This is a genomic window from Rhodococcus sp. I2R, assembly GCF_020889545.1.
Taxonomy (GTDB): Bacteria; Actinomycetota; Actinomycetes; order Mycobacteriales; family Mycobacteriaceae; genus Rhodococcoides.
On sequence record NZ_JAHUTG010000020.1, the window covers coordinates 71,760 to 93,826 of the forward strand.

The 22,067-nt window shown below is 63.6% G+C and carries 23 protein-coding genes, 1 rRNA gene and 1 riboswitch; of the genes, 11 read left to right on the forward strand and 13 right to left on the reverse strand.

Features of this window, described 5'->3' with window-relative positions; genetic code table 11:
* Nucleotides 1–117 precede the first annotated feature (117 nt).
* Nucleotides 118–822: a hypothetical protein gene (locus tag KVY23_RS19045; protein ID WP_230557814.1), complete on the forward strand. Its 705-nt coding sequence runs from the start codon at nucleotides 118–120 to the stop codon at nucleotides 820–822.
* Between the two features lie 91 nt (nucleotides 823–913).
* On the opposite strand, the gene KVY23_RS19050 is transcribed toward KVY23_RS19045, so the two are convergent.
* From KVY23_RS19050 to KVY23_RS19060, 3 genes are read right to left on the reverse strand one after another with little or no spacing between them, the layout of a single operon-like run.
* Nucleotides 914–2,335: an NAD(P)(+) transhydrogenase (Re/Si-specific) subunit beta gene (locus KVY23_RS19050; protein ID WP_230557815.1), complete on the reverse strand. Its 1,422-nt coding sequence runs from the start codon at nucleotides 2,333–2,335 to the stop codon at nucleotides 914–916.
* Nucleotides 2,335–2,661, reverse strand: coding sequence for an NAD(P) transhydrogenase subunit alpha (locus KVY23_RS19055; protein WP_206508246.1), 327 nt, complete (start codon nucleotides 2,659–2,661; stop codon nucleotides 2,335–2,337). The genes KVY23_RS19050 and KVY23_RS19055 overlap by 1 nt, the downstream gene beginning before the upstream one ends.
* A complete protein-coding gene (locus KVY23_RS19060; protein ID WP_230557816.1) occupies nucleotides 2,661–3,785 on the reverse strand; it encodes a Re/Si-specific NAD(P)(+) transhydrogenase subunit alpha in 1,125 nt (374 codons plus the stop codon). The genes KVY23_RS19055 and KVY23_RS19060 overlap by 1 nt, the downstream gene beginning before the upstream one ends.
* 240 nt (nucleotides 3,786–4,025) lie before the next feature.
* Here KVY23_RS19060 and KVY23_RS19065 point away from each other — a divergent pair, with 240 nt between their 5' ends.
* Together KVY23_RS19065 and KVY23_RS19070 are read left to right on the forward strand one after the other, a co-directional pair.
* Nucleotides 4,026–4,466 (forward strand): HIT family protein, encoded by a 441-nt coding sequence (locus tag KVY23_RS19065; RefSeq protein WP_230557817.1) that lies wholly within the window; start codon nucleotides 4,026–4,028, stop codon nucleotides 4,464–4,466.
* Nucleotides 4,463–5,098, forward strand: a complete 636-nt coding sequence (locus tag KVY23_RS19070; protein WP_230557818.1) for a Type 1 glutamine amidotransferase-like domain-containing protein — start codon at nucleotides 4,463–4,465, stop codon at nucleotides 5,096–5,098. Before KVY23_RS19065 ends, KVY23_RS19070 begins: the two co-directional genes overlap by 4 nt.
* On the opposite strand, the gene KVY23_RS19075 is transcribed toward KVY23_RS19070, so the two are convergent.
* Complete coding sequence (locus KVY23_RS19075; protein ID WP_230557819.1) at nucleotides 5,095–5,406, reverse strand: hypothetical protein; 312 nt, start codon at nucleotides 5,404–5,406, stop codon at nucleotides 5,095–5,097. The two genes, KVY23_RS19070 and KVY23_RS19075, sit on opposite strands and share 4 nt — an antisense overlap.
* A gap of 191 nt (nucleotides 5,407–5,597) precedes the next feature.
* Between KVY23_RS19075 and KVY23_RS19080 the strand changes: the two genes are divergently transcribed.
* The 3 genes from KVY23_RS19080 (at nucleotide 5,598) to KVY23_RS19090 (ending at nucleotide 8,133) form a co-directional block, all read left to right on the forward strand.
* Nucleotides 5,598–6,134, forward strand: coding sequence for a DUF3558 domain-containing protein (locus KVY23_RS19080; RefSeq protein WP_230557820.1), 537 nt, complete (start codon nucleotides 5,598–5,600; stop codon nucleotides 6,132–6,134).
* Nucleotides 6,135–6,142: 8 nt separating this feature from the next.
* Nucleotides 6,143–6,685 (forward strand): DUF3558 domain-containing protein, encoded by a 543-nt coding sequence (locus KVY23_RS19085; RefSeq protein WP_374108747.1) that lies wholly within the window; start codon nucleotides 6,143–6,145, stop codon nucleotides 6,683–6,685.
* Between the two features lie 86 nt (nucleotides 6,686–6,771).
* Nucleotides 6,772–8,133, forward strand: a complete 1,362-nt coding sequence (locus KVY23_RS19090; protein WP_230557821.1) for an FAD-binding oxidoreductase — start codon at nucleotides 6,772–6,774, stop codon at nucleotides 8,131–8,133.
* Nucleotides 8,134–8,147: 14 nt separating this feature from the next.
* Here KVY23_RS19090 and KVY23_RS19095 read toward each other — a convergent pair whose 3' ends face one another.
* From KVY23_RS19095 to KVY23_RS19120, 6 genes are all read right to left on the reverse strand, one after another.
* Nucleotides 8,148–9,464 (reverse strand): aspartate aminotransferase family protein, encoded by a 1,317-nt coding sequence (locus KVY23_RS19095; RefSeq protein ID WP_230557822.1) that lies wholly within the window; start codon nucleotides 9,462–9,464, stop codon nucleotides 8,148–8,150.
* Between the two features lie 65 nt (nucleotides 9,465–9,529).
* Nucleotides 9,530–10,561 (reverse strand): TIGR03842 family LLM class F420-dependent oxidoreductase, encoded by a 1,032-nt coding sequence (locus KVY23_RS19100; protein ID WP_206508239.1) that lies wholly within the window; start codon nucleotides 10,559–10,561, stop codon nucleotides 9,530–9,532.
* Nucleotides 10,562–10,564: 3 nt separating this feature from the next.
* On the reverse strand, nucleotides 10,565–11,986 hold the full coding sequence (gene hydA / locus KVY23_RS19105; protein ID WP_206508238.1) for a dihydropyrimidinase: 1,422 nt from the start codon (nucleotides 11,984–11,986) through the stop codon (nucleotides 10,565–10,567).
* A gap of 1 nt (nucleotide 11,987) precedes the next feature.
* The gene (locus KVY23_RS19110; RefSeq protein WP_075837431.1) at nucleotides 11,988–12,827 is read right to left on the reverse strand and encodes a nitrilase-related carbon-nitrogen hydrolase; all 840 of its coding nucleotides are present in this window, start codon (nucleotides 12,825–12,827) and stop codon (nucleotides 11,988–11,990) included.
* A 113-nt stretch (nucleotides 12,828–12,940) separates the two neighbouring features.
* The gene (locus KVY23_RS19115; RefSeq protein ID WP_206508237.1) at nucleotides 12,941–14,458 is read right to left on the reverse strand and encodes an ATP-dependent DNA ligase; all 1,518 of its coding nucleotides are present in this window, start codon (nucleotides 14,456–14,458) and stop codon (nucleotides 12,941–12,943) included.
* A 40-nt stretch (nucleotides 14,459–14,498) separates the two neighbouring features.
* Entirely contained in the window at nucleotides 14,499–16,040 is a 1,542-nt protein-coding gene (locus KVY23_RS19120) for a carboxylesterase/lipase family protein (protein WP_230557823.1), read from the reverse strand.
* A gap of 163 nt (nucleotides 16,041–16,203) precedes the next feature.
* A riboswitch (TPP riboswitch) is annotated at nucleotides 16,204–16,304 on the forward strand.
* Here KVY23_RS19120 and KVY23_RS19125 point away from each other — a divergent pair.
* From KVY23_RS19125 to KVY23_RS19145, 5 genes are all read left to right on the forward strand, one after another.
* Nucleotides 16,298–17,023, forward strand: coding sequence for a TenA family protein (locus tag KVY23_RS19125; RefSeq protein WP_075837196.1), 726 nt, complete (start codon nucleotides 16,298–16,300; stop codon nucleotides 17,021–17,023). Its footprint overlaps the riboswitch before it by 7 nt.
* A gap of 14 nt (nucleotides 17,024–17,037) precedes the next feature.
* The gene (locus KVY23_RS19130) at nucleotides 17,038–18,024 is read left to right on the forward strand and encodes an ABC transporter substrate-binding protein (RefSeq protein ID WP_230557830.1); all 987 of its coding nucleotides are present in this window, start codon (nucleotides 17,038–17,040) and stop codon (nucleotides 18,022–18,024) included.
* Entirely contained in the window at nucleotides 18,002–18,895 is an 894-nt protein-coding gene (locus KVY23_RS19135; protein ID WP_075837192.1) for an ABC transporter permease, read from the forward strand. Before KVY23_RS19130 ends, KVY23_RS19135 begins: the two co-directional genes overlap by 23 nt.
* Nucleotides 18,892–19,605: an ABC transporter ATP-binding protein gene (locus KVY23_RS19140; RefSeq protein ID WP_075837193.1), complete on the forward strand. Its 714-nt coding sequence runs from the start codon at nucleotides 18,892–18,894 to the stop codon at nucleotides 19,603–19,605. The genes KVY23_RS19135 and KVY23_RS19140 overlap by 4 nt, the downstream gene beginning before the upstream one ends.
* Nucleotides 19,606–19,645: 40 nt before the next feature.
* A complete protein-coding gene (locus KVY23_RS19145) occupies nucleotides 19,646–20,014 on the forward strand; it encodes a helix-turn-helix domain-containing protein (RefSeq protein ID WP_230557824.1) in 369 nt (122 codons plus the stop codon).
* A 10-nt stretch (nucleotides 20,015–20,024) separates the two neighbouring features.
* Here KVY23_RS19145 and KVY23_RS19150 read toward each other — a convergent pair whose 3' ends face one another.
* From KVY23_RS19150 to rrf, 3 genes are all read right to left on the reverse strand, one after another.
* Nucleotides 20,025–20,345: a colicin immunity domain-containing protein gene (locus tag KVY23_RS19150; RefSeq protein WP_075837198.1), complete on the reverse strand. Its 321-nt coding sequence runs from the start codon at nucleotides 20,343–20,345 to the stop codon at nucleotides 20,025–20,027.
* 212 nt (nucleotides 20,346–20,557) lie between these two features.
* Nucleotides 20,558–21,328, reverse strand: a complete 771-nt coding sequence (locus KVY23_RS19155) for a hypothetical protein (protein WP_075837195.1) — start codon at nucleotides 21,326–21,328, stop codon at nucleotides 20,558–20,560.
* A 620-nt stretch (nucleotides 21,329–21,948) separates the two neighbouring features.
* Nucleotides 21,949–22,065 (reverse strand): 5S ribosomal RNA (gene rrf, locus KVY23_RS19160).
* Between the last annotated feature and the right edge of the window lie 2 nt (nucleotides 22,066–22,067).

Consider the following 22,067-nt stretch of genomic DNA (forward strand, 5'->3'; position numbering starts at 1 on the left):
TCGGACCGTGTCGACGGCACCCTCACACTGCACGCTCAGAATCGTGTTGCATCCTCATACAAGAACAACCGAGTACTACGCGTAACAGCAGGACAGGCAAAGGGGGCTCGAGAAAACATGGCGTCGGACACGGACAGCATGGAACTGATCGAACTCGAAGGAAATGTGGCAGCGGGTAACGACCAGGACCATAGAGCCGTCGAACGGCGACGGGCAACGATCCGGCGTGCATGTGCCGGTGCCGCGGCCGTGCTCGCTCTGGTGGCCGTTCTCGCCGTACTTCCGATCGTAGGTGTCACCTATCCCCACTCGAGGGTGATCGTTCCGAGCCTGACTGCACCGTCGGAAACCCTGCTGCAGTTCTTCGGGATCACACCCGTTCTGATCGCCGTCTCCGCTCTCACTGTCGTGGCGTTGATCAGGAAGCTCCCCTACGCCATCGGCTCCGTCATTTCCTTGGTGGTGGGTACCTCGCTCACCACTGCGGCGGTACGGACCTGGGCAGATGGTGCAGTTCCGGCATCGGCTCTGCCGAGCGGTTACGTGGCGGCAGCCCTGTCGCTGATATGCGCGTCGACATTGGTTGCATCCGCGCGCTTTGCCCCGATGATCTGGGGTCTGGGCACTGTTGCCGCGGTGGCCGTTGCGGGCGCGGCCGTCGTCGGAGGTTCCGCATCGGTCGTCGGCGTCACCACGACGCTGCTCATCATCGCGACATGGTGGGCTGGTTCCTCCGCCGTGATGGTGTACTCCCCCTTCGCCGCGGAGCGGGAGGCGCAGAACCCCCTCGATACCGCGGCCATGGCACTGCGCAGGCGGTGAGAACGTCGTAAGGCCCGTGTGCGCGTGGTTACCTTCTTCAAAAGGCAATCACGCACGCACGGGCCCTACGGCTCTTCAGCGTTGCAGGTATCTACAGCGCCTTGAGCTCCTCGGAGACCTCGGAGACCGACTTCTTCGCGTCACCGAAGAGCATCGAGGTGCCCTCGGCGAAGAACAGTGGGTTTTCGATACCGGCGAAGCCGGAGTTCATCGACCGCTTGAGCACGATCACCGATCTGGACTGATCCACGTTGAGGATCGGCATACCGTGAATCGGCGATGACGGATCGTTGCGAGCCGCAGGGTTGGTGACGTCGTTGGCGCCGATCACCAGCGTCACGTCGGTGCGCGCGAACTCGTCGTTGATGTCGTCCATTTCCTTCATGGCGTCGTACTCGACATCGGCCTCGGCGAGCAGCACGTTCATATGGCCGGGCATACGACCGGCGACCGGATGAATGGCGTACTTGACCTCGACGCCTTTCGCTTCGAGCAGTTTGGCCATGTCCTTGACCGCGTGCTGGGCCTGCGCGACGGCAAGTCCGTAACCGGGAACGACGATGACCTGGTTGGCGTACGCCATCTGGATGGCTGCGTCTGCGGCGGAGGTGGCCTTCGCCGTGCCACCACCGGCACCGGCAGGGCCGGCAACCGCGTCGCCACCGCCGAAGCCGCCCGCGACGATCGCCGGGATGGACCGGTTCATCGCCTTGGCCATCAGGTTCGTCAAGATGGAGCCCGAGGCACCGACGATCATGCCCGCCACGATCATCGCGGTGTTGTTCAGAGCCAGACCGGCCGCCGCCGCCGAAAGTCCGGTCAACGCGTTGAGCAGCGAGATCACCACCGGCATGTCGGCGCCGCCGATGGGCAGCACCACCGTCAATCCGAGGATGCCTGCGAGCACCAGCACTGCGACGATCCACCACTGCGACACTCCGCCGCCGGGAGTGGCGTTGATGCCGACGACGACAGCTGCCGCTACCGCGCCGATGAGCAGGAGTGCATTCATCGGCTGCTGGAGCTTGCCGATCGTGATCGGGCTACCCGGCAGTGTCTCCTGCAGTTTGAGGAACGCGATCAGCGAACCCCAGAACGAGATCGAGCCGATGATCGCCGCGAAGAGCGACCCGATGACGATATGCACCGTCGGCGACTCGCCGTGCTGGAAGTTGGAGAACCCGGATGTGTCGAGGAATTCAGCCCACGCGATCAACGCGACGGTGCCGCCGCCGACGCCGTTGAACAATGCCACCAACTGCGGCATGGCTGTCATCTTCACGCGTAGCGCCGGCGGGATGCCGAGTGCGATACCCACGGCGAGACCTGCGGCGATGAGGATCCAGTTCTCGGTGTCGCGCACCGCGATCAGAGTTGCGACCACGGCCAGACCCATGCCCGCTGCAGCGATCTTGTTGCCGCGCACCGCAGTCTTGGGCCCGGTCAACCCCATCAGGCCGTAGATGAACATCGCGAACGCGATGATGTAGAGGATGTTGACGAGATTGTCCATCAGGAGTCAGCCCCCTTCGAGGTTGCCGTGGGGGCGACAGGCTTGGACTTGAACATTCCGAGCATGCGGTCGGTGACGACGAATCCACCGATCACGTTGACAGTTCCGAACACCAGAGCCACGAACAGGATGATCTGCAGACCGATCGACGGACTCTCCACCTTTCCGAGCACCACCAGGGCGCCGAGAACGACGATGCCGTGGATGGCGTTGGTGCCCGACATCAACGGAGTGTGCAGGGTGTTGGGCACCTTGGAGATCACCGCGAACCCCACGAACCCGGACAAGACCAGGATCGCGATATTCGCAAGTAGCGGGGTGTACATCAGTTCTCCTTCTCACGTGTCACGCACGCACCGGCGAGGACCTCGTCCGAGAAATCGGGGGCGAGTCGGCCGTCGGTGAGCATGAGTTCGAGCAGTGCCGAGATGTTCTTCGAGTAGAGCTCGCTGGCGTGCTCGGGCATCGTCGCAGGCAGATTCAACGGGGAGCAGATGGTGACGTCGTGCTTGACGACGGTCTGTCCCGGCTCGGTCAGCTCGCAGTTGCCGCCCGTCTCACCGGCGAGATCCACCACGACGCTGCCGGGCTTCATGCCCTCGACAGCAGCTGCGGTGACCAGGCGCGGCGCGGGCCGCCCCGGCACCAGAGCGGTGGTGATGACGACGTCGAAACCCTTGATGGCTTCTTCGAGTGCCTGTTGCTGCTGTGTGCGCTCGGCGTCGGTCAGCTCACGCGCGTAGCCGCCTTCGCCTGCGGCATCGATGCCGAGGTCGAGCCACTGCGCGCCGACGGACCGCACCTGGTCGGCAACTTCGGGACGCACGTCGTATCCGGTCGGTCGGCCACCGAGCCTCTTGGCGGTTGCCAGCGCTTGCAGACCGGCAACTCCAACGCCGAGTACGAGCACGGTGGCAGGCTTGACCGTGCCGGCAGCGGTGGTCAGCATCGGGAAAAATCGCGTCGACTCCGAAGCAGCCAACAGCACGGACTTGTATCCCGCGACGTTCGCCTGGGAAGACAGTGCGTCCATGACCTGGGCACGCGAGATACGCGGAATCGCCTCGACGGCAAAGGCTTCGATTCCCGCGGCCTTCAACGCGCCGATACTGTTGTCCGCGTTGCGGGGCGCGAGGAACCCGATGAGGGTCGTGCCGGAGCTCATTTTCGCGATCTCGGCCTCGGCCGGTGGGGCTACCTTGACCACGACGTCCGAGGACCAGGGGTCGCCGATCGTGGCACCGGCCGCGACATACAACTCGTCCGGAATGAGCGCACCCAATCCTGCGCCGGACTCCACCACGACCTCGACACCTTTGCTGATGAGCGAGGCCACGATCTTGGGAACGAGCGCAACCCGGCGCTCACCCTCCCCCGATTCGCGTACGACGCCGACACGGGTGGTCCCCCCACTGCTCGTTGCGTTCTCAGTACTCTCCGATGTTTCCAAATCTCCGACTTCCTGAGTTGAATGGTGCCGGCACGTCGACGAATGGCTGCATCCGAGCGACGACTGGCAAGATCCATGCGACAAGGCACAAGGTCACTGATGATAGCTAGGTTCACCGAACCTGAGGTAACGCACGCCACAGTCGCGCGCTCTGAATCGAATCCGAACATTCGCGACGTGCACGGCAATCGCCAGATGTGATCGACATCATAGCGATCGGTCGAGACTAGAGTGGCCCGCGTGGACAACTGCATCTTCTGCGGGATCGTCGCCGGCGACGCGCCGGCGAATATTGTGCTCGATACCGACGACATCCTCGCCTTCCTCGATATCCGCCCCGTCACTCGCGGTCATGTTCTGGTCATCCCCAAGGCGCACTCGACGGATCTCGAATCGCTCGAGCCCTCGATCGGACAAGCGATGTTCGACGCGGGGCAACAGATCGCGAAGGCGCTCCGACGCTCCGATTTACGCGCGGACGGCTCCAACCTTGTTCTCAACCATGGCAAGGCCGCGTTCCAGACGGTGTTCCACACGCACCTTCACGTCGTACCGCGATGGAACGGTGACAAACTGCGCTTCGTGGCGGGTTTCCTCACTCGACGCCCCAAAGACCAGGAGGCGACGGCCGAAGCAATTCGGGCGGGCATGGAACGGCTCGCCGCCGAGGACCACCGGTGAAATTGTTCCTCGCCTCGTACCGTTTCGGCGTGCACGTCGCCCGTTTCGTGGCCCTGACTCGCGATCGTCCACGCGTTGCGGTCATCGCCAATGCGGCGGACGCGTGGCCTGCTGCAGCGCGCGATTCCGCGCTCGCAAGCGAGATGACCGGGTTGCGCAGACTCGGCTTGGATCCATTCGAACTCGACCTGCGACAGTTTCGCGGCCGACCCGACGAGCTCGCAACGGAACTGGACTCGGCGGGCACACTGTGGGTCCGCGGCGGCAACACCTTCGTGCTCAGATCGCAGCTGGCCCGGTGCGGGGCCGAGGACCCGATCGTCTCGCGCGTGCGGGACGGGGACCTCGTCTTCGCCGGCTACAGCGCCGGGGCATGCGTGGCGTCGCCAACGCTGCGGGGAGTCGAAACAGCGGACGATCCGGCCGACGTCGAGGCGGTCGGCGGCGACGTTGTGTGGAGCGGATTGGGACTGATCGATACCGCGGTGGTGCCGCACTACGGATCGATCCTCGACGACACCGATGCCGCCCGATCGATGGTGGCTCGATTCGAACGCGAGCAGATCGACCATCTCACGCTCACCGATGAGCAGGTCATCGTCGTGGACGGCGATCGGTTCGAGCGGATCTAACCGGACTGGGCGATCGGCGCGAGCCGATCGAGGGAAAACCAGGCCATGTCGCAGCGTCGGCGCGTCATCTCGTCGGCCTCGTGCAACAGTAGGTCCAGAAGCAGTCTCGGGCGCGCCTTCCAGGTGTCCTCGGCTTCGACGACGGTGGCCTTGTCGAACAGTCCCGACTGGGCCAGGGCGGCAACCCATTCGTGCACATCGCCGCGGTGGATCATCTCGATGGTGTCGTAATCGACTCCACCATCCTGGAATTCGTACGAGAACATCGCGGCGACGTAATTCCAGGACTTGCGATGCGGATCCATCATGTCTGGGCCTCCTATTCGGCCGGCTGATGCGCCGAGCCTTTCGCACTGGACTGGACGCTAGACCTCGCAGCGACAACATTGCGTTGCACGGACGCATCGATCAGGTAACAGAGTGACTGATGTGACTGATGTGACGAACAACGATCGAGTCCGGCCGCATCGAATCGATCGGATCGGTAGGCTTGCCCACCGTGTGGAGGACGGGAACAGCTGCCGGTGCGGGGACTGCTGCGCTGACTGCCCTGTCGCTCATTCTCGCTGGATGCGCTGGGTCGGATCCAGCGTCCGAGCCCGACTCCGCCGGACCGTCGGCCGGTGGCAGCAGCACCGAAGAACTCTTCGTCGGTGAGTGTGGATCGATGACGGACGAGGAGCTCGCGTCCATCACCGGCATCCCCCGCCTGGTGTCGACCTCGAAGAACGCGGTGCGATGCCGATGGGACGCGCCCGACAACGGCGCATACGCGATGTTCACCTGGTACCGAGGCAGCCCCATAGCCCGCGAACGAACAGTCGCCGGGCGAATCGGCCGCGAGATCGCCGAGATCGATGCGGACGGGCACCCCGGGTTCACTGCGCGGGGCAACGACTTGTCCTGCGAGGCCGGGGTGGAATCCGGGGATGGCTTTCTGCACTGGTCGGTCAACTACGCCTTCGCAACACCCCCGACGGACAGTTGCTCGGTCGTCGAAGACCTCGCGCGCGCGACCGTCCAGAATGCGAAGTAGGTGAATTCATGACCAGGTCCACTCGACGTCCCTGCACTCGACTCGCGGTGCCGGTTCTATCGACGCTGACTGTGGTGATGTTGGCGGCGAGCTGCAGCACGACCGTCACCGGCACACCGGTAGCGGAGGGCGCAGGCGAGACCAGCGAGGAGTTCGACAAGCTGCTCGAGGAATGCGTCGCGGTGCCGAACGAGCAAATCGCCGAATCGATCCAGGCCAACGCCATCGAGCAATACTTCTTCGGGGCAGTGTGCATGTGGAACGCCAGCGGCCCGTCGGGGATCATCGACGTGACTTTCGCCTGGTTCGAGGACAATTCGCTCGGCCGCGAACGCACTCTGGCCGAGAACCTCGACTACTCGATCGAGTCCGTCAGCGTGTCCGGTGCAAGCGCCTTCCTTGCACGTCGCCCCGGCGATCCGGCATCCTGCGGCATCACCGCGGCCTACTCAGGAACCATCACCTGGTGGGTCCAGTATCGCGGCGGGAACGTCGACCCCTGCGCGAGCGCTACCCGACTCGCCGAGCTGACGATGCAGCGCAATCAGTAGCGGCGCTAGGCGATAACGACTTGCGTCGGGGCCGCGACCAATACGCTCGGTGAGCAGAACTGCGCTGATCGAGATGGAGAACACCGATGACCGACCTGAGCGAGCTGGAGGGTGCACTGCCCGACGGCGCCGTGCTGACAGACCCGGATCTGACGGAGGGTTACCGGCGAGACTGGGCGAAGGATCCGAACGCGGGCATACCGTTGGCGGTCGTCCGCGCCCGGAACACCGCCGATGTCCAGACGGTGATGCGCTGGGCCAGCTCCCACGGCATATCGGTGGTGCCACGTGGTGCCGGATCAGGCTTGTCCGGCGGGGCCACCGCGGTCGACGGCGGAATCGTCCTCAGCACCGAACTGATGCGAGAAATCACGGTGGATCCAGTGACCCGCATAGCTGTCACAGGCCCAGGTCTGCTCAACGCCGAGGTGAAGAAGGCAGCGGCCGAACACGGACTGTGGTATCCCCCGGACCCGTCCTCGTTCGAGATGTGTTCGATCGGCGGCAACGCCGCGACCAATGCCGGTGGGCTCTGTTGTGTCAAGTACGGAGTCACCACCGACTACGTACTGGGACTGGTCGTGGTGCTGGCCGATGGCACCGCGGTGCGACTGGGTGGCCCGCGTCTGAAAGACGTTGCCGGACTCTCACTCACGAAGCTGTTCGTCGGAAGCGAGGGCACTCTCGGCATCATCACCGAAATCACCGTTCGGCTCATCCCCGCGCAGCCTCCTGCCAGCACGGTCGTCGCGACGTTCGGGTCGGTACGAGCTGCCACGGCGGCCATTCTCGCGATCACTCGCTCCCTGCGACCGTCGATGCTCGAGTTCATGGATCGCGCCTCCATCGGCGCGGTCGAGGATGCGATGAAGATGGGCCTCGACCGGGACGCGTCGGCGATGCTCATCGCGCGTTCCGATTCCCCGGGCGCGGATCGCGCGCGCGAGGTCGAAATCATGGCTGCAGCGTGTAGCGAGGCCGGCGCAATCGATGTGTTCACCACCGACGACCCCGATGAAGGCGAAGCGTTCGCTGCTGCAAGGAGATTCGCCATCCCCGCGGTCGAACGGCTTGGCAGCCTCCTCCTCGAGGACGTCGGAGTTCCGCTGCCCGCGCTACCCGACCTCGTCGAGGGCATCGAGAGGATCGCCGAAAAGTACGAAGTCCTTGTCGCCGTCATCGCCCATGCGGGAGACGGCAATACCCACCCACTCATCGTGTTCGACCCCGCGGACGCTGACATGGAGCGGCGCGCGAACATCGCTTTCGGCGCCATCATGGATCTGGCGATCTCGTTGGGCGGCACCATCACCGGCGAGCACGGCGTCGGAAGACTCAAGAAAGCTTGGCTACCGGATCAGGTGGGCGCCGATGTCATGGCTCTGACCCAGCGCATCAAGACCGCTCTCGACCCGCAGGGCATTCTCAATCCCGGGGCAGTGCTCTAGGGCGGGGCAGTGCTCTAGGGCGTTCCGCGTGCAGCGATCTCGTCGGCGACCGTGAGGACCTCGTCGAGAATTTCCAGGCCCTGCACGATCTCGTTCTCGCTCGTGACGAGTGGCGGCGCTAGCTGCAACCGATTACCTGCGGTGAACGGCCACAGTCCGCGAGACTTGGCGGCAGCAGTCACCTCTGCCATCGGCGCGGCATCAGCCCCGCCCGCGGCGAAAGGAATGAGGGGCTCTCGCGTCGAGCGATCCTTGACGAGTTCGAGGGCCCAGAAGAAGCCCATGCCGCGCACCTCGCCGACGCTCGGATGCGACTCGCCTAGCTTCTTCAACCCGGCGCCCAGGACGTCTTCTCCGACGGCACGTACATGCCCGAGCACGTTGTCACGTTCGAACACCTCGATGGAAGCTACGCCGACCGCGCAGGCAAGGGGGTGACCCGAGTACGTCAGTCCCCCAGGGTAGGGCTTGTGATCGAATTTCGACGCGATGCGCTCGGAGATGACGACGCCGCCGAGGGGCACGTAGCCGGAGTTGATGCCCTTGGCGAACGTGATGAGATCCGGTGTGACGTCCCAGGCCTGACACGCGAACCACTCACCGACACGTCCGAATCCGACCATGACCTCGTCGGCGATGTAGACGATGCCGTATCGATCGCAGAGCTCGCGGACACCCGCCAGGTAGCCCGGCGGCGGTACGAGGACACCGTTGGTGCCGATGACGGACTCGAGGATCAGACCGGCGATGTTCTGCGCGCCCTCGAGTTCGATCACCTGCTGCAGGTGGGACAGTGCCGCAGTGGTTTCCTCCTCCGGTGAGTTCGTCGACCACGGCGACCGATAGGGATACGGACCGAAGAATCGGACGACGTCGACATTGGTCGGTTCGGTACCCCATCGCCGCGGTTCGCCGGTGAGACCGATGGCGACGCCGGTGCCGCCGTGGTACGAGCGGTAGGCGGCCAGCATTTTCGTTCTGCCCGTATGCTGACGCGCCAGTCGGACAGCGTGTTCGATCGCTTCGGCACCGCCGGTGGTGAAGAAAACCCGATCGAGATCGCCAGGTGCTCGCTCGGCAACCAGAGCCGCGAGTTCGCTGCGTTTGGCGTTCGCGATCATCGGCGAGATGGTCGTCAAGACCTGAGCCTGAGCGATGATCGCAGCTACCAAGTCAGGGTGCTGGTGGCCGAGGTTGGCGTTGACCAGTTGGGAGGAGAAGTCGAGGTACTTTTTCCCTCTCTCGTCCCAGAACCACGAGCCCGATGCCCGGTCCACGGTGATGGGATCGAGTTCCGCCTGCGCCGCCCACGAGTAGAAAACGTGATCCATCTACTTGCCGCCTCCTCCTGATGCCATATCGACTGGAGCGTACGACGCCCCGTCCGCAGCCGGGGTCACGAGGTAGCCGTCACCGGCTCGTCGATGAACGGAATGACATGTTCGCCGTAGGCCTCGAGCGTTGCCGACTTCGCGTCGTGCTGCAGATACACGGCGAACTGGTCGACACCGAGTTCGCGCAGGACACTCAGTCTGCTCAGGTGCTCGGCCGGCGTACCCAGCAGACAGAAACGATCGATGACCTCATCCGGCACGAACTCGGCGTGCGAGTTCCCGGCCCTACCGTGTTCGTTGTAGTCGTAACCGCGACGCGCATCGATGTACTCCGTCAGCGCGGTCGGCACGCCGCCGCCGTCGCGGCCGTAGCGCGCGACGATATCCGCCACGTGGTTGCCGACCATCGCCCCGAACCATCGGCACTGATCCCGCGCATGCGCCAGAGCTTGGGCACTGCCGTCGGTGACGTAGGCCGGTGCCGCAACACAGAAGGTGATCGAGGCGGGATCGCGACCTGCGGCTTCGGCGGCGCAGCGAACACGATCGATGGTCCACGCCGCGATATCGGGATCGGCGAGCTGCAGAATGAATCCGTCGGCTACCTCTCCGGTCAATTCGAGTGCCTTCGGTCCGTATGCGGCCACCCACATCTCGAGCCTGGATGCTCCAGCCCAGGGCAATCGGACCGTCGTATCCCCCAGTGTCGCCGATCGTCCGTTCGCCAGTTCGCGAATGACGTGGATGGACTCGCGCAACGCAGCCAGAGTGGTCGGCTTGCCGCCCAGTGCGCGGACAGCGGAGTCCCCGCGACCGATACCGCACACCGTTCGATTGCCGAACATGTCATTGAGAGTCGCGAACGTGGATGCTGTGACGGTCCAGTCGCGGGTGGCGGGGTTGGTCACCATCGGCCCGACGGTCACGCGCCTGGTCTCGGCCAGAATCTGACTGTAGATGACATACGGCTCCTGCCAGAGCAGGTGCGAGTCGAACGTCCACACGTGTGAGAACCCATGCGTTTCGGCGCGACGAGCGAGATCGATGACACGCGAGGCCGGCGGCGTGCACTGCAGCACGACTCCGATATCCATCACTCACACCAGATTCTGCGACAACGAGCGTTTGACGAAGCGCCCGTGCCCAGGATTGCCGGTGTATGCACCGTCGTCGACGATGACCCGACCGCGCGAGATGACCGTGTCCACGTGACCTTCGATCTCGAAGCCCTCGTAGGCGGAGTAGTCCATGTTCATGTGGTGCGCCTTCCCCACTCCGATACTGGTGTGCCCGCCGGGATCGTAGACAACGAGGTCGGCGTCCGCACCGGGTGAGACGATCCCCTTCTTCGGGTACATGCCGAACATGCGAGCGGGCGTCGTGCAGCACACCTCCACCCACTTCTCGAGGGTGATCTTGCCGCTCTTGACCCCCTGGAACATCAGATCCATCCGGTGTTCGACCGAGCCGATACCGTTGGGGATCTTGGAGAAGTCCCCGACGCCCATCTCCTTCTGATCCTTCATGCAGAACGGACAGTGATCGGTGCTGACGGTGGCGACATCACCGCTACGCAGATATCGCCACAGCTCGTCCTGGTGCCCCTCCGCACGGGACCGGAGCGGTGTCGAACACACCCACTTCGCGCCCTCGAATCCCGGTGCACCGAGCTGCTCTTCGAGGGAGAGATACAGGTATTGCGGGCAGGTCTCGGCAAAGACGTTCTGGCCGTTGCCTCGTGCCTGGGCGATCTGCGCCAGTGCCTGTTTGGCCGAAACGTGGACGACGTAGAGCGGGGCACCGGTGACATGTGCGAGCATGATCGCCCGGTGCGTTGCCTCCTCTTCGAGTTGCCACGGCCGAGAGGTTCCGTGGTAGTACGGCGCCGTGTCCCCGCGCGCGATCGACTGCGCAACGAGCACATCGATGGCAATACCGTTCTCCGCGTGCATCATCAACAGCGACCCTGTTTCCGCAGCGGTCTGCATCGCACGCAGGATCTTGCCGTCGTCGGAGTAGAAGACCCCCGGATACGCCATGAACAGTTTGAAACTCGTGACGCCCTCGGCGACCAACTCGCTCATGGCCTTCAGTGAATCGCTGTCCACCTCGCCGATGATCTGATGGAACCCGTAGTCGATGGCACAGTTTCCTGCGGCCTTCTCGTGCCACTGCGCCAGCGTGTCCTGCACGCGTTGCCCCGGCGTCTGGATGGCGAAATCGACGATCGTGGTGGTACCGCCCCAGGCGGCGGCGCGAGTACCGGTCTCGAACGTGTCAGAGGCGAAGGTACCGCCGAACGGCATCTCCATGTGCGTATGACCGTCGACCCCGCCTGGAAGCACGTACCGCCCGGTCGCGTCGATGACGGTGTCCGCTGACTGCGTCAGGTCCGCAGCCAGCGCGGTCGAACCCGGCTTCAGTACCGCTGCAATGGTTTCGCCGTCGATGAGAACGTCGAGTAGCTGCGTCCCTGTCGGCGAGACGACCGTGCCGCCGTGGACGAACGTGGTGGCCATGTCAGGGCTTCACCAGTGGCGCATACGCGTCCGGGCGACGGTCTCGATAGAAGGCCCACCTATCGCGCACTACCTTGATCAGATCCATATCGAGATCACGCACGACGACCTCCGGCTCGGCGTCCGAAGCGACATCCCCGACGAATCTCCCCTCGGGATCGACGAAGTAGCTCGTGCCGTAGAAGTCGTCGTCACCGTATTCCGCCTCGACGCCGACACGATTGATCGCGCCGATGTAGTACTCGTTGGCCACCGCCGACGCGGGCTGCTCCAGCTTCCACAGGTAGTTCGACAGTCCACGTGAGGTTGCCGACGGGTTGAATACGATCTCGGCCCCGGCCAGGCCGAGAGCGCGCCACCCCTCCGGAAAGTGCCGGTCGTAGCAGATGTAGACACCGACGCGGCCGACGGCGGTGTCGAACACCGGCCATCCCAAATTGCCCGGCCGGAAGTAGAACTTCTCCCAGAACCCGTTGACGTGCGGGATGTGGTGTTTTCGGTACTTGCCCAGATATGTTCCGTCGGCGTCGACGACCGCAGCGGTGTTGTACAGAAGACCGGGCTGCTCCTGTTCGTACACCGGCAGGATCATCACGATGCCGAGTTCTTTTGCCAGTGCAGCGAAGCGATCCACAGTGGGGCCGGGCACGGACTCGGCGTACTCGTAGAACCGTGCATCCTGCAGCTGACAGAAGTAGGGACCGTAGAACAATTCCTGAAAGCACACGATCTTCGCGCCCTGCTCGGCAGCGCTACGGGCGTAATCCTCGTGCGCCTTGATCATCGATTCCTTGTCACCGGTCCAGTTGGTCTGAACCAGGGCCGCTCGAACTGTGGACATACACGTCACTCCGCTCCTCGCCGGCTACCTCACTCAACATAGGAGATGCACCGCCGCCACGTGCGCTGAATCGTGTTACAAAACGGCACACACGGTTTCGGCCGAGTAACGACTCAGGTCGACGACGGCAGCAGCGCGCGAACGGCATCGATCGTGTCCGCTTCGGCGAGCGTCTTGTCGGTCCGGTACCGCAGCACTCGGGCGAATCTCAGTGCCACCCCGCCCGGATATCGGCTGCTGACCTGAACACCGTCGAGCTCTATCTCGACGATCAGCGTCGGATGCAGGTACACCGTGTGATCGTCACGATCGCGCTCGTGCTTCGGGAATTCCTCCGTCTGCCACTGCAGCAGCACGTCGGTGAGTCCCTTGAACGTCTTTCCCACCATGATCGGTGGACCACCGTCAGGGTCCCGTGCACCGAGATGCAGGTTGGACAGCCAGCCGGTCCGTCTGCCGTAGCCCCATTCCGCGCCCAACACCACCAGGTCGAGGGTGTGTTCGGGCTTGACCTTCTGCCATGTTCGTCCGCGCCGACCAGCTGCATAAACCGAGGACAATGCCTTCACCATGACACCTTCATGACCTGCATCGAGTGCGGCCTCGACATGCGCGCTCGCAGCCTCGGCGTCCGGGCGAAGCAGCGCGGGAATGCGATGCTGCGGCGCGACCCGATCGAGCGCCTCGAGGCGCCGTTCCAGCGGCTCGTCCAGCAGGTCCTCTCCATCGAGGTGAATGCAGTCGAAGAAGTACGGGCTGAGCAGGAGCTCGTGCGCGCTCCGCGCACCGAAACGACTCATCGTCTCCTGGAACGGGCGGGGCCGGCCACTGTCGGTCAGCGCCAGCGTCTCGCCATCCAGCACCACCGCCCTGCAGGGCAACGCGCGTATCAGCTCCACCAGTTCCGGCACCGCGTCGGTGATCTCACGAAGCGTCCGGGTGTAGACGTGCACATCGTTACCGTCCCGGTGAACTTGTATCCGAGCGCCGTCGAGCTTGTATTCGACGCTGACCTCTCCACCGAACTCCGCCCACGCCGCTTCCAAGGACTCCGCCGGCGAGGCCAGCATGGGACGGATCGGACGCCCGAACTCGAGGCCGAAGGCAGCGAGCGCCTGTTCTCCCCCGCCCAGTGCGGCCATTGCCGTCGCCGACAGCTTGCCGGACAGCATGAATGCGCGTCGGACAGGCTCGACCTTCAGACCAGCGGCTTTGGCGATCGCATCGGTCATGATGCCCTCGAGGGCACCTTGGCGAAGCTCACCCGTCAGCAGTCGAACGAGGAAATCTCGCTCTTCTCGGGTAGCGGAGGCCAGCATCTCCGTCAATAGCTCGCGTCTGCGGGCCGCCGAACCCGGTCCGGAGCTGGCCGCGACTGCGGTGATCGTGGCGTCGACGTCGCCGATGGTGAGAGTGCCGTCCGCAGCGGGCGGGGTATCGATCTCGGCGAGCGTTCGCCAACCGATTCCGATGCGTCCCTGCGGCAGCTCCCCGGATAGCCACGACACGACGATGCCGGTGTCGGCGGGATCGAGCTCGGCCAATAGCTCCTGCAGCGCCTCGATCTTGGCCTTCCGCGAGCGCGTGGCTCCGACGGTGGTCGAGGTGTCGATGATCCGAGTGAACAGCACGAGAGGAAAATAACCCGTGGCACCGACATTCGATCCACGTTCAGCTGAACCCGAGGACCTCGTCTCCCCAGGCACTGCGGAGCGCTTCGTCCGGGTCGTCGACCACGCGGTCCTGACCGTCGATGACCAATGTCGATCTTGCCGACTCTGTGTACAGCGGCCAGTGCTTGCCGCCGTCGAGAAGGGCGGGGACACCGTGTCGAGCGAACGCTACCCATCTCTTCATCACGCGCGCCGAAACCACCGTGGCAGCCTTTCGGCCGCCGAGCCAGAACGTCGGATCGCGATTGAGTGTGCCGAAATTACCGAAGACATAGGGCAATTCGGTTGCGTGGCCGGCACCGATCCGGGCTGCCTTGAGCATCGGCGTCGCGTGGTCGAACCGATACATCCACACCGGCGAGTGCCGACTGTGCGCGTCGGCGATCCACAGGCTGGGCATCTTGAATCCGGCGTCACGCGAAATAGCCAGAGCACCGGCAGTTTTGGATCGATCAGGATACGCGGACATGATCTCGGCGATACGAAAGGCCGGAAGATCCTCGTGGTCGGCGGCGATGGCGCGAAACATCTCGGACACGGTCTCGGACGTGACCGGCATCAACGGCGACTTCATCAACCTGAAGATCGACGCCTCGTCGTGGTTGGTGCCGATGATCAATGGAATGCGATGCGCCAAGCCCTTCTGGAACGCCGCCACCGGATACCGCGGCACGATGTCGGCATCCACGACGGGGGCGAGTCCCAGCGTTCCCGGTACACGCGTGGGAACCTCGTAGCAGAGGGTGTCACTCGCCTCGACAATCCGATCGAAATCCATGGTCTTCAACTCACCGACGCGGTCCGGCGTCAGCTCGAGGAGCTCGAGGAAACGGGCGGCGACCTGCGCGGCTCGGTCCGCGCCGTACACCGACGTGGCCGGTGCACTCTGCACGATCGCGCGATGGAAGAGCCCCTCCGCTCTGGGCGAGGTCATCAATGTCGTCACCGAAGCGCCACCGGACGACTCACCGAAGAGCGTCACGTTCGACGGATCACCTCCGAATGCCTCGATACACCGTCGCACCCATTGCAGGGCAGCGATGTGGTCGCGCAGGCCGACGTTCGACTCGAACACGGCCTCGTCCGTCGAGAAGGAGGACAGGTCGAGAAAACCGAATGCACCGATTCGGTAGTTGATGGTGACGATCAGCAGGTCACCCGATTCGGAAAGGCTTCGACCGTCGTACACGCTCTGCGCCGCTGATCCGAGCGCGTAGGCGCCGCCGTGTATCCACACCATCACGGGTCTCGGTTCACCGTCCGGTTCCGGTGCCCACACGTTCAGAGACAGGCAGTCCTCGGACATCGGAATAGTCGGGTCCATCGGCACCGGACCGTCACGGCCCTGAGGCGCCATCGCACCGAACGCGGCGCAATCGAGCGAATCCGACCACGGCGCCAACGGGCGTGGCGACCGGAAGCGATGTTCTCCGCCCGTCGCGGCTGCATACGGGATGCCCTTCCAGACAAAGCCGGCGCCGTCACGGTGACCGATCACATCCCCGTACGGCGTGTGCGCTCGGCATGTCGCATCGCTCATGGCACCTCCTCGGTCTCGAACGCCAAGGTACCAACCTGGCGATCGGCCCGCCGGTGGCTCGAAGTGACAGACAAGTACGACGCGAGATTTCGACGACCTCACTGCCCCGTGAGCGGCACCGATGTCATCGGAGGTCGCCAAAGGCGCGTGCTAGGGTCGGCGTTGTTCTGACACGGGGTGCGTTCATAGAAGATGAATGCTGAGATCACACCCGTCGAACCTGATGCAGGTAATGCTGACGAAGGGATGTCAAGGCGATGACAACGCCTGTTTATTCAGTGGACCCTGTCCGCTATACGGATCGATTCTGGGAATCGACGCAGTCACTGCGCGCCGCGATCGATCGGCTCGAATTTCTGACGATGCTCGGTGACGGCACCCTGCCGTTGGAGGTCTTCCGCACCTACATCGAGCAGGACAAGCTCTACCTGGCCGGATACGCGAAAGCGTTGTCCATCCTCGCCTCCCGAGCACCCGATGCCAAGACCGCAGCCTTCTGGGCCACATCCGCTGCGAGCGCGGTCGAGGAAGCGTCGCTGCACGAGTCGCTTCTTTCCGGTGACGCTCTCCCGGCCGCCGACGGACACTCGTATCACTCACCCGCCTGCCTCGGCTATGTCTCCTACTTGATCGCCGCTGCAGCAACGGAGCCCTATCCCGTTGCTGCAGCGGCGATTCTCCCGTGTTTCTGGGTTTACGCCGATGTGGCCGCACGGCTCGCGCCCGCCGCCGAGGACGTACTCCGGAACGATCCGGAGCACCCATACGCCCGCTGGGTGACCACCTACGACTCCGACGAGTTCCGCACAATCGTCGACGGCGCGCGCATTCTCGTCGACGACGCCGCCGCCTCGGCCACCGAAGCGCAACGCGAAGCGATGGTCGACGCCTTCTCGGTTGCGACGCGATACGAATTGATGTTCTGGGACAGCGCATTACATCCAACGCCCTGGCTCCGGGACGAGAGCGAGGTCCTGCTGTGAAGAAGCTACTGTCGATGGCGGTCGTCGCCGTATCGGTCGCCGCCCTCACCGCCTGCTCGCAGTCGAACGAGTCGAACACCATTCGATTTGCTCTCGACTGGACACCGAACACGAACCACACCGGATTGTTCGTCGCCCTCGAGGAAGGGTATTTCGCCGACGCCGGCCTCGACGTCGAAATTCTCCCCTACAACAACACCTCACCGGATACGCTCGTCGATTCCGGTAACGCCGAGTTCGGCATCAGCACCCAAAGCTCGACTACCTTCGCCAAATCTGCCGGGGCACAAATCGTCTCGGTGCTGGCACCTCTGCAGACCTGGGCAACGGGCATCGGAGTCAGAGCCGACCGCTCCGACATCTCGAGCCCGAAGGATCTCGACGGCAAGGTGTACGCCGGATTCGGAGACGTCGGCGAACAGGCCGGACTGCGTCAGGTCATTCAGAACGACGGCGGAACAGGAGAATACGAGACCGTCGTGCTCGGAACCTCTGCCTACGAGGCGGTGTATTCCGGCACCGCCGATTTCACGGTGTCCTATCTGGCATGGGAGGGCATCGAAGCCGAGCACAGTGGTACACCGATGACGTACTTCGCCTACACCGACTACGGCTTCCCCGACGCGTACGCCATCACCATCAGCGGCAACGAGAACTGGCTCGCGGACAACCCCGAGGACGCAACCCGTTTCGTCCAGGCACTGCAGCGCGGCTACCAAGTCGCCGCCGATGATCCGGACCGTGCGGCGCAGGACGTCATCGACGCCAACCCTGGTGTGTTCAGCGACGAACGGCTGGTGTTCGAAAGTCAGCAGATGCTCGCCGACAACTACATGAAGGACGACACGGGAGCCGTCGGTGCTCAGAACATCGAGAAGTGGAGCAGTTACTCGAAGTTCCTGTACGACAACGGCGTCCTCGTCGACGAAGGCGGCAACACGCTCACCTCGGAGCCCGACTGGTCAACCTACTTCACCGATGAGTACCTCAGCACCCAGTAGGGTCGCGGCCGACCCTACTGACCTCGTCGTCGCCGCAACCGCGCCGTCGCGGCGCTCGCGAGTTCGAGCTGGAATCCGCTGGGCGTTGCCGTCGACAATCCTCGTTTTCGTGTTGGTGGCCGCATGGCAGATCTACGTCACCGTCGGTGATGTGCGTCCGCAGGTCTTGCCGTCGCCCGCACGCGTCCTCGAACAAGGGTGGGCGCACCGCGAGGCCATCGCCGAGAACGCATCGGCAACGCTTCAGGTCACGATCATCGGGTTCGCCGTCTCGTTGGCCGTGGCGTGGATTCTGGCCGTCGCGGTGGACTTCTCGCCGTGGCTGAGCCGTGCACTGGTGCCGTTGTTCGTGGTATCGCAGACACTGCCCATCATCGCGATCGCGCCGCTGCTCATCATCTGGTTCGGTTTCGGGCTGATGCCGAAGATCCTCGTCATCGCGCTGGCCACGTTCTTTCCGATGGCAATCGGCCTCATCGAGGGTTTTGCCGCCGCGGACCGTGATGCCCGATCGTTGCTGGACAGCATGGGCGCGAGCCGGTGGCAGCAGTTCCGTTACGTGCGGCTGCCCTCGGCGATGCCGCGGTTCTTCACCTCGCTCCGCATCGGCATCACGTATGCCGTGGTCGGGGCCATCTTCGCTGAGTACGCCGGGGCGAGCGCCGGCCTCGGGATCTACATGAGCCAGCAAAAGAACTCTTTCCGTACCGACCTGGTGTTGGCGGCGGTGCTCGTCACCGCGCTGATCAGCGTGTCACTGTTCCTCCTCACCTATGTCGCGGAGCGCATGATCGCGCCGTGGGCAATGGAAACCGGGTCTTCCGGACCGGCGTCTCCTGGAGCCCAACCCGGACAGGTGCTCCAGCGATGAGCAGTGTGAACGTGACCCGATTGGCCAAGGCTTACGACGGACGGGCCGTGCTCGGCGACGTGACCTTCGACGTCGACCCAGGCCAGTTCGTGTCGATCATCGGCCCGAGTGGGTCGGGGAAGAGCACGATATTCAACATGCTCGCCGGGTTGGATACACCCGATTCCGGGGCTGTCCAGGCTCCGAGAAGCGCTTACATGCCGCAGAAGGATCTGCTCTTTCCCTGGCGAACGGTACTCGAGAACACGGCCCTCGGTCTCGAGGTTCAGGGGGTTCCCAAGCGGGAGGCGCGGGCGAAGGCGCAGGAACTCTTTCCGGTGTTCGGTCTCGACGGCTACGAGGAGGCCAGACCGGCGCAGCTGTCCGGCGGCATGCGGCAGCGAGCAGCCATGCTCCGCACGGTGGTGCAGGGACACGACCTACTGCTGCTCGACGAACCGTTCGGCGCACTGGATTCACTGACACGAACAGGGATGCAGACCTGGCTTCAGTCCATGTGGCTGGAGTACGGCTGGACCGTGCTGATGATCACGCACGACATCAGGGAGGCGGTGTACCTGTCCGACCGGGTGATCGTGCTTTCGAACAAGCCCGCTCGCATTCGATGCCAGATCGACGTGCCGCTGCCGCGTCCTCGCAACCTCGAGATTGTCACCACGCCTGCATTCGCGGCAGTCGAAGCCGAACTGATGGGTGTGCTGCTGAGCTGACGACGGGTCGAGGGTGTCGGCGGACAGTAGGGTCGTCCACATGGATCACCGCTACATCGCAGCTGCGCTCTCGCACCACGATGCCAGACGAGTGACGGCCATGATCGAGGAGCTGGACGGACGAGCACCCGAAGTGGCTCTCGACGGCGTTCCACTCGACGTGGATTCGTCCGCACGACACGCAGTGATGGAGCTGCTGCGCCAACTGGCGACGGGCACGTCGGTGACCATCGCCGCGGTCGGCGACCTGTTGACGACATCGCAAGCCGCCGAGGTTCTCGGCGTCTCCGACACGTACGTTCGAAAACCCGCCGACTCCGGTCGCTTGCCCATCGAGATGCGCGGCTCGCATCGTCGGTTCCGGCTCGAAGACCTGGTCAAGCACCGGGAGGAAACCGCATCCCGATGACGACAGACGATCAGCCTGCTTCGCGGCCGAGCAGCTCGGATTGCAGTGTCAGCAGGTCACGGAACGCTGCGCTCGCCGCGTGCCACAACTGCTCGCTATCGATATAGTCGACGCCCCGCAGATCGACATCACCACGGTATGCGCCGACGTCGACCGATAGCTTCCGCACGACCGAGGCGACGTCCCGATCGAGGTAGCCCGAGTCCGACCGTTCCAGGGTTCTGAACTGACCAGAGAAGTGGTCGGCGGAGATACGACGATCCACGAACTGCGCGACAAGGATGACGAATCGCGATGCGTGCAACGACGGTGAACGGAAGGAATGTTCCACGGAACTGGCCTCTCCCTGGTCGACAACGCCGCTCGCCGTCGCCATCGATTTCATCGGGCCGAACCATCGCCAACATTCACAGCAGATCGAGGGGTGTCGACGGTTCGTGCTTAACAGGATCTCCGTCGACAATAGTGACCGAAACCAGTCGCATCCGCTGTTTTATCTATCCCTATGACCAGTCACAGTGAAACAAACGCGGTATTGGTGCGCTATCGAAGGGAGCCGAGCGGCAAACGCTCCGGAGTCTCGAGCTCCCAAAACGTCCATCCATCCCTGACTTCGACATCGCCACTTATGTGCGTGGCCACGGCACTCGCCGCTTCCGTGGGGTCCTCGAACCGTCGTCCCTGCATCGGGCCCTGCATGATCTCCAACCGGCCGGTAGCCGGATCGAACCGAGCACACAAGCGATACCCATCGAAATCGGCGACAACGCGCACACGTGGATCGACGAACTCCTCTTCCGCAACGGCCTTCTTCTTACCAGTACGACGAACGGCAGTGCGCACACTTTGTTCCGATGCGGTGCGAGCAGCTTCGGCCAACGCCGGATCGACCGTGGGGTTGAGCCCGAGCAGCGCCCATTTGTCGCGCGCGTGCTGCACCCGGCCGACCGCTATCGCATGATGACCAGTGCGCGTCCGGAGCGGCGAATCCTGCACCCACAGGTCGACTTCACCCCTGATATCGGTCGCCATCTCCTCCGAAGAGACGATGAAGAACGCCGGCTCGCTCTGCGCGAGATCGACGAAGACCCAAAACGAGGAATCCGTATCGTCGGTTTCCAGCGACTCGTCCTGGCGTCGGGCCTTCCAATCTCCCGTTGCCTTGGTTCGCACCCGGACCACACAACTAGTTCCGTCGACGGCCCACACCCGTACCGGGTTGCGGCGAGACGTCGCCAGACGCTCCGCCCGGCCCCCGTGCATCACGACTGCCGTTACAAATGCTCTGATGCCCTGCTCCGATACGTCTTCCATACGCGCCACCTCGAATTCGACTACCCGTACAGATGAAGAGAGGTGCCTACGACGGGTAGCTGCGCGCACGACTCGGATATCACCCCTCAGCCTAGTGCTCTACCATCGCCTTTGAAACCGCGCGCAGCACTTCACCGATTTCGGTGAAGTGCCCGCTGTAGCCAAGCGAGCAGGGCCGACCGATCGGTGGGCCGCTTCGGTGTCGAGGTGCGCCGCGCATACCGCTCGAGCGACGCCGATACTCTCGCGTCGTGTTGGCGTAGGACAAGTTCGTGAAGATACATCGAAGCTCCCTGAATTTCCGAGACTTGCTCGGCGAAACGGCAGCACGATGCACGCCTGCCGCGATAACAGAACGACAGCGGGATGGACGTCGCTATCGTGAATCGATGAGAACCGCTGTCCGCGAAAACACCAGCGCAACAGCGGAATCGGAAAGGTCGACCACGCCATCACCCCATTCGCTTCGAATTCTCCGTACCGCTACGGGAACGATCATGCGGTATCGACCGGCCATGACGCCAGCGATTTTTTCGAGCGGTGAGGTGCGACCGGGATGGTGTGGGAATGCAGAAATACCCCCTCGACCTGGTGGTCGAGGGGGTATTTCTGGGGTTTGTGTTCGGCGGTGTCCTACTCTCCCACACCCTGTCGAGTGCAGTACCATCGGCGCTGGAGGGCTTAGCTTCCGGGTTCGGAATGGGACCGGGCGTTTCCCCTCCGCTATGGCCGCCGTAAC

Bases quoted from the DNA above. Each gene is read 5' to 3' on its own strand.
- KVY23_RS19045 (WP_230557814.1), top strand. From the start codon at position 118: ATGGCGTCGGACACGGACAGCATGGAACTGATCGAACTCGAAGGAAAT.
- KVY23_RS19050 (WP_230557815.1), bottom strand. From the start codon at position 2,335: ATGGACAATCTCGTCAACATCCTCTACATCATCGCGTTCGCGATGTTC.
- KVY23_RS19055 (WP_206508246.1), bottom strand. From the start codon at position 2,661: ATGTACACCCCGCTACTTGCGAATATCGCGATCCTGGTCTTGTCCGGG.
- KVY23_RS19075 (WP_230557819.1), bottom strand. From the start codon at position 5,406: ATGATGGATCCGCATCGCAAGTCCTGGAATTACGTCGCCGCGATGTTC.
- KVY23_RS19085 (WP_374108747.1), top strand. From the start codon at position 6,143: ATGACCAGGTCCACTCGACGTCCCTGCACTCGACTCGCGGTGCCGGTT.
- KVY23_RS19090 (WP_230557821.1), top strand. From the start codon at position 6,772: ATGACCGACCTGAGCGAGCTGGAGGGTGCACTGCCCGACGGCGCCGTG.
- KVY23_RS19095 (WP_230557822.1), bottom strand. From the start codon at position 9,464: ATGGATCACGTTTTCTACTCGTGGGCGGCGCAGGCGGAACTCGATCCC.
- KVY23_RS19100 (WP_206508239.1), bottom strand. From the start codon at position 10,561: ATGGATATCGGAGTCGTGCTGCAGTGCACGCCGCCGGCCTCGCGTGTC.
- hydA (WP_206508238.1), bottom strand. From the start codon at position 11,986: ATGGCCACCACGTTCGTCCACGGCGGCACGGTCGTCTCGCCGACAGGG.
- KVY23_RS19110 (WP_075837431.1), bottom strand. From the start codon at position 12,827: ATGTCCACAGTTCGAGCGGCCCTGGTTCAGACCAACTGGACCGGTGAC.
- KVY23_RS19120 (WP_230557823.1), bottom strand. From the start codon at position 16,040: ATGAGCGATGCGACATGCCGAGCGCACACGCCGTACGGGGATGTGATC.
- KVY23_RS19125 (WP_075837196.1), top strand. From the start codon at position 16,298: ATGACAACGCCTGTTTATTCAGTGGACCCTGTCCGCTATACGGATCGA.
- KVY23_RS19130 (WP_230557830.1), top strand. From the start codon at position 17,038: ATGGCGGTCGTCGCCGTATCGGTCGCCGCCCTCACCGCCTGCTCGCAG.
- KVY23_RS19135 (WP_075837192.1), top strand. From the start codon at position 18,002: ATGAGTACCTCAGCACCCAGTAGGGTCGCGGCCGACCCTACTGACCTC.
- KVY23_RS19140 (WP_075837193.1), top strand. From the start codon at position 18,892: ATGAGCAGTGTGAACGTGACCCGATTGGCCAAGGCTTACGACGGACGG.
- KVY23_RS19145 (WP_230557824.1), top strand. From the start codon at position 19,646: ATGGATCACCGCTACATCGCAGCTGCGCTCTCGCACCACGATGCCAGA.
- KVY23_RS19155 (WP_075837195.1), bottom strand. From the start codon at position 21,328: ATGGAAGACGTATCGGAGCAGGGCATCAGAGCATTTGTAACGGCAGTC.